The 4,284-nt window shown below is 39.8% G+C and carries 2 protein-coding genes; both read left to right on the top strand.

All coding sequences use genetic code 11. From position 1 onward, the window contains the following. Nucleotides 1-3,922: DNA-directed RNA polymerase subunit beta' (gene rpoC, locus E1176_RS05030; RefSeq protein WP_155209474.1), on the top strand; the 3,922-nt coding region annotated here is incomplete at its 5' end. A 2-nt stretch (nt 3,923-3,924) separates the two neighbouring features. Further along, nucleotides 3,925-4,260 (top strand): DUF3467 domain-containing protein, encoded by a 336-nt coding sequence (locus E1176_RS05025; protein ID WP_155209473.1) that lies wholly within the window; start codon nt 3,925-3,927, stop codon nt 4,258-4,260. Nucleotides 4,261-4,284: the final 24 nt, after the last annotated feature.

Below are 4,284 nucleotides of genomic sequence, written 5' to 3'. Positions count from 1 at the left end.
GAAGCTAGACCAAATTATATACTACGAGAGATATGTAGTAATACAACCAGGTATTAAGGAAGAGGATGGAATTTCAAAGATGGATTTCCTTACTGAAGATGAGTACCTGGATATCTTGGATAAAATGCCAAGAGAAAATCAGTTGCTAGACGATGATGATCCTAACAAATTCATCGCTAAGATGGGTGCTGAGGCCCTAGAAATGTTATTAGCTCGTACTGAGTTAGACCAACTTTCTTATGACCTTAGACATCAGGCAGCAACTGATACATCTCAACAAAGAAAAGCAGAAGCACTTAAGAGACTTAAGGTTGTTGAGGCTTTTAGAGATGCAAAAACAAGAATCGAAAACCGTCCTGAGTGGATGGTGATTAAGATGGTTCCTGTTATTCCACCAGAGTTGAGACCATTAGTGCCTCTAGATGGTGGTAGATTTGCTACTTCAGATCTTAACGATCTTTATAGAAGAGTAATTATCAGAAACAACCGTCTTAAAAGACTTATAGATATCAAAGCTCCTGAAGTAATTCTTAGAAATGAGAAAAGAATGCTTCAAGAGGCGGTAGATTCACTTTTCGATAACTCAAGAAAAGTAAATGCTGTAAGATCTGATGGAAACAGAGCCTTAAAATCTTTAAGTGACATGCTTAAAGGTAAGCAAGGTAGATTCCGTCAAAACTTACTTGGTAAAAGGGTAGATTACTCTGGTCGTTCTGTAATTGTCGTAGGTCCTGAGCTCAAGTTACATGAGTGCGGTCTTCCTAAAGACATGGCGGCAGAGTTATTTAAGCCGTTTATCATAAGAAAGCTTATTGAAAGAGGTATTGTAAAAACTGTGAAGTCTGCGAAGAAGATTGTAGACAGAAAAGATCCTGTAGTTTGGGATATCCTTGAGAATGTACTTAAAGGACATCCAGTACTACTCAACAGGGCTCCAACGCTTCACAGATTAGGTATTCAGGCATTCCAGCCTAAACTTATTGAAGGTAAAGCGATTCAACTTCACCCGTTAGTATGTACAGCATTTAACGCTGACTTTGACGGTGACCAGATGGCGGTACACGTACCACTAGGTCAGGAGGCAGTGTTAGAAGCTTCAATGCTGATGCTTTCTTCACACAATATTCTGAACCCGGCAAACGGTGCGCCTATTACTGTACCTTCTCAGGACATGGTATTAGGTCTTTACTACGTAACAAAAGGTAGAAGAGGTACTAAAGAAAGCCCTGTAGCTGGTGAAAATATGACTTTCTACAGTGCTGAGGAAGTAGTAATTGCTATCAACGAAGGAACACTTTCTAAGCATGCTTACATCAAGGTGAGAACCAAAGTAAGAAATGAAAATGGCGAACTTGAAACTAAGATAATAGAAACTGTAGCTGGTAGAGTAATCTTTAATCAGTACGTACCTGAAGAGGTAGGTTTCGTAGATGAGCTTCTTACAAAGAAGAAACTTCAGACAATTATCCTTGATGTTTACAAGATAGCTGGAGTTGCGAGAACAGCACACTTCCTTGATGATATTAAGCATCTTGGTTTCCAAATGGCTTATAAAGGTGGTCTTTCTATGGGACTAAACGATGTGGCCGTACCGGAAGTAAAAGAAGGTCTTGTTGCTCAGGCAAAAGAAGAAGTTGATGCAGTTTGGAATAACTACCTAATGGGTCTTATTACAGACAATGAGCGTTACAATCAGGTGATTGACATCTGGACAAGAATCAATACTCAATTGACTAACGAGCTGATGCAGCAACTTGAAGAAGATGATCAGGGATTCAACTCAATCTACATGATGATGCACTCTGGAGCGAGAGGTTCAAGAGAGCAGATTCGCCAGCTTGGTGGTATGAGGGGTCTAATGGCTAAGCCTCAGAAAAACCTAGCAGGATCAGTTGGGGCGATTATTGAAAACCCGATTCTATCTAACTTTAAGGAAGGTCTAGACGTAATAGAGTACTTTATTTCAACTCACGGTGCTAGAAAGGGTCTTGCAGATACTGCTTTGAAAACGGCAGATGCTGGTTACCTAACCAGACGTCTTGTTGACGTAGCTCAGGATGTCGTAATCACAGAGTTTGATTGTAATACACTTAGAGGTCTTACTGTAGCAGCGCTTAAAGACAATGAAGACATTGTTGAGCCTCTATCAGAAAGAATTTTAGGTAGAGTATCTGTGCATGATGTTTACGATCCGGTAACTGACGAACTTATATGTGAGTCTGGTGCTGAGATTACTGAGCAAATCGCTAAGAGAATAGATGAAACAAGTATAGAGGAAGTAGAAATTAGATCACTACTTACTTGCGAAACTAAGCAGGGAGGTTGTGCTAAGTGTTACGGCCGTAACCTGGCAACAGGTAAAATGGTACACACTGGAGAAGCTGTAGGAGTAATTGCAGCTCAGTCTATTGGTGAGCCAGGTACACAGCTTACTCTTCGTACATTCCACGTAGGTGGTACTGCTTCTAACATTGCTGTAGATGCAAACATCAAAGCTAAATTTGATGGAGAGATAGAGTTTGAAGGAATTAGAACTATCAAAACAACCAATAAAGACGGAGATAAAGTCGAGGTTGTAATGGGTAGAACGGGTGAAGTTAAAGTTGTTGATCCTAAGAAGAAACAAGTATTAATTTCTAACCACGTACCTTACGGTTCATTCCTTACAGTAAAAGAAGGACAAAAAGTATCTAAAGGTGATCAGCTTGTATTCTGGGACCCTTACAATGCAGTAATCCTTTCAGAATTTGATGGTACAATTGAATTTGAATCGATCATTGAAGGTATTACTTATAAGGAAGAGTCTGATGAGCAGACTGGTCACAGAGAAAAAGTAATTACAGATACTAAAGATAAAACGAAGAACCCGGTTCTTATTGTAAATGCTAAGAACGACTCTAAAGGTTATAACATACCTGTAGGCGCTCACTTGGCTGTTGAGAACGGAGAGAAGATCAAGGCTGGTCAAATATTAGCTAAGATTCCTCGTACAATGGGTAAATCAAGAGATATTACAGGGGGTCTGCCTCGAGTTACTGAGCTTTTCGAAGCGCGTAACCCGTCTAACCCGGCTGTGGTGTCAGAGATCGATGGAGTTGTTACTTACGGTGGTATTAAGCGTGGTAATAGAGAAATCTTCATCGAATCCAAAGATGGAATTAAGAAGAGATACCTTGTTTCTCTTTCTAAGCACATTCTTGTTCAGGACAATGACTTTGTGAAAGCGGGTTACCCACTTTCTGACGGAGCCATTACACCAGCAGATATCTTGTCTATTAAAGGACCAACTGCAGTACAAGAGTACTTGGTAAATGAGATACAGGAAGTATATCGTCTACAGGGTGTGAAGATTAACGATAAGCACATCGAGGCTATAGTAAGCCAGATGATGCAGAAAGTTCAAATCATCGACTCTGGAGATACGACATTCCTTATCAACGAGAGTGTAGATAAGTTTGCCTTTAGAGAAGAAAACGACAGAGTACTCGATAAGAAGGTGGTAGTTGATGCAGGTGATTCTGAGAATCTAAGACCTGGTCAAATTATCACTCCTAGAGAGTTGAGAGATGAAAACTCAACATTGAAGCGTAAAGATCTTAAGCAGGTGGAAGTTAGAGATGCATTATCAGCAGTTTCTAAACCAGTATTGCAGGGTATTACTCAAGCTTCATTGAAGACAGAAAGTTTCTTATCTGCAGCTTCTTTCCAGGAGACTACTAAGGTACTTAGTGAAGCTTCAATTAGAGGTAAAGAAGATCTTCTGATGGGACTTAAAGAGAATGTTATTGTAGGTCATTTGATTCCGGCTGGTACAGGACAAAGAAGGTTTAAAGACATCTTTGTTGGTTCTCAGGAGGAATATGATAACCTCGTAGCGTCTAAGAAAGGATCAAAAGAAAAGGAACTTCAAGAAGGTAATTAATTATGGCTGACGAAAAGGACAACCAAAAAGCAAAGCAAAATCAAAATCAGATAAACATTGAGCTTTCTGAAGAAACAGCAGAGGGTGTATATGCTAATCTGGCCATGATTGCTCACTCAAACAGTGAGTTTGTGATTGACTTTATTCGTCTCATGCCGGGTGTACCAAAGGCTAAAGTAAAATCTAGAATTGTGGTAACTCCGGAACATGCCAAAAGACTATTGAATGCTTTAAAAGAGAATATCGAAAAGTACGAAGATAGTTTTGGGCCAATAAAGAAGACTGAAGAGGCTCCCAAGTTTCCTATCAATTTTGGTGGGACAGTAGGAGAGGCTTAAGATCAATACATACATACAAATAGG

The sequence above is a fragment of the Fulvivirga aurantia genome (assembly GCF_009711475.1).
GTDB lineage: Bacteria > Bacteroidota > Bacteroidia > Cytophagales > Cyclobacteriaceae > Fulvivirga > Fulvivirga aurantia.
This window is presented reverse-complemented; position numbering and strand designations above follow the sequence as displayed.